Source organism: Pseudoalteromonas sp. Of11M-6 (genome assembly GCF_022347905.1).
In the GTDB taxonomy this organism is placed as follows: Bacteria; Pseudomonadota; Gammaproteobacteria; order Enterobacterales; family Alteromonadaceae; genus Pseudoalteromonas.
In genome coordinates this window covers 1-1165 of the sequence record NZ_JAKRFW010000129.1, presented here as the reverse complement: position 1 = coordinate 1165, position 1165 = coordinate 1, and the positions used below count along the sequence as shown (strand labels likewise).

Here is a 1165-nt window from a genome sequence, read left to right as displayed (position 1 = left end):
GTTACCGCCGTGAAAGGGCGGTGTCCTAGGCCTCTAGACGAAGGGGACGCAGAATTTTTTGCAAATCACAGACTTGCTATTTCTGTGTCACTAGGACTTTATTTAGCGGTTTATCCTCTCGCTAACCGAGTTACTTACCAAAGTAAGTGGCGTCCCCTAGGGGATTCGAACCCCTGTTACCGCCGTGAAAGGGCGGTGTCCTAGGCCTCTAGACGAAGGGGACACAATAACAAACAGCTTCGCACTCGAGGCGTTGCCATTTGAATTATGTACTAGGACATATGCACTAACGATAAATTGGTGGAGCTAGACGGGATCGAACCGTCGACCTCTTGCATGCCATGCAAGCGCTCTCCCAGCTGAGCTATAGCCCCATAATAGTCAGACCTGAACTGCTAGCCTGTATCGCTGAGTGCGGGGCGCATTCTATGCAGGAGCAAAAATAAAGTCAACAACTTTTATGAAAGTTTTTTCTAACTGATTCATTTTAAATCAAGAAGCGTAGAATATAACCAAACCACTCCCCTTTGCAAGCCTAACACCTTGAATTTGATTATTTATTACACAATTTAAAACGCATAGTTACCGAACCTCTGCCTTTTTGTTTTAAATCCAATTAGGCCAGAGTGATTTACGGCTCTTTTCTTATTCCGCATGGTATCCTACCCTGCTTAATTTCGCGCTATAACATGCAAAGCACAGCAACTTACTTTCCCCCAAAATAAGATGATTCTAGGACCAAAAATATAAGCCCCCTCACCTCTTCTATAATGAAGAGCTTAAAGCGTTGAGCATAAAAACATCATACAGTATAGTTTTTTAAAGTTAAGTGTTGACTCTTTTCAAACTAAACCTATAATACCGCCCCACAACGGCAGACGTTGTAATACAATTTGGGTTGTTAGCTCAGTTGGGAGAGCATCGCCCTTACAAGGCGAGGGTCACTGGTTCAAGTCCAGTACAACCCACCACTTTATTATTTAGATAGAGTGGACGATGCAAAGCATCACACTAAGGCAAGGCAAGGGTCACTGGTTTAAGTCCGGTACAACCCACCATAACTCTGTTCAAGAGTATAAATTGAAACACAATTTGGGTTGTTAGCTCAGTTGGGAGAGCATCGCCCTTACAAGGCGAGGGTCACTGGTTCAAGTCCAGTACAACC

General features: G+C 44.0%; 3 tRNA genes. 1 reads left to right on the top strand and 2 read right to left on the bottom strand.

Features of this window, described 5'->3' with window-relative positions:
* Positions 1 to 147 precede the first annotated feature (147 nt).
* Both MHN32_RS23660 and MHN32_RS23655 read right to left on the bottom strand, forming a co-directional pair.
* Positions 148 to 223, bottom strand: a tRNA-Glu gene (locus MHN32_RS23660).
* A gap of 75 nt (positions 224 to 298) precedes the next feature.
* Positions 299 to 374: transfer RNA gene (locus MHN32_RS23655), tRNA-Ala, on the bottom strand.
* A gap of 521 nt (positions 375 to 895) precedes the next feature.
* Here MHN32_RS23655 and MHN32_RS23650 point away from each other — a divergent pair.
* Positions 896 to 971: transfer RNA gene (locus tag MHN32_RS23650), tRNA-Val, on the top strand.
* Positions 972 to 1165: the final 194 nt, after the last annotated feature.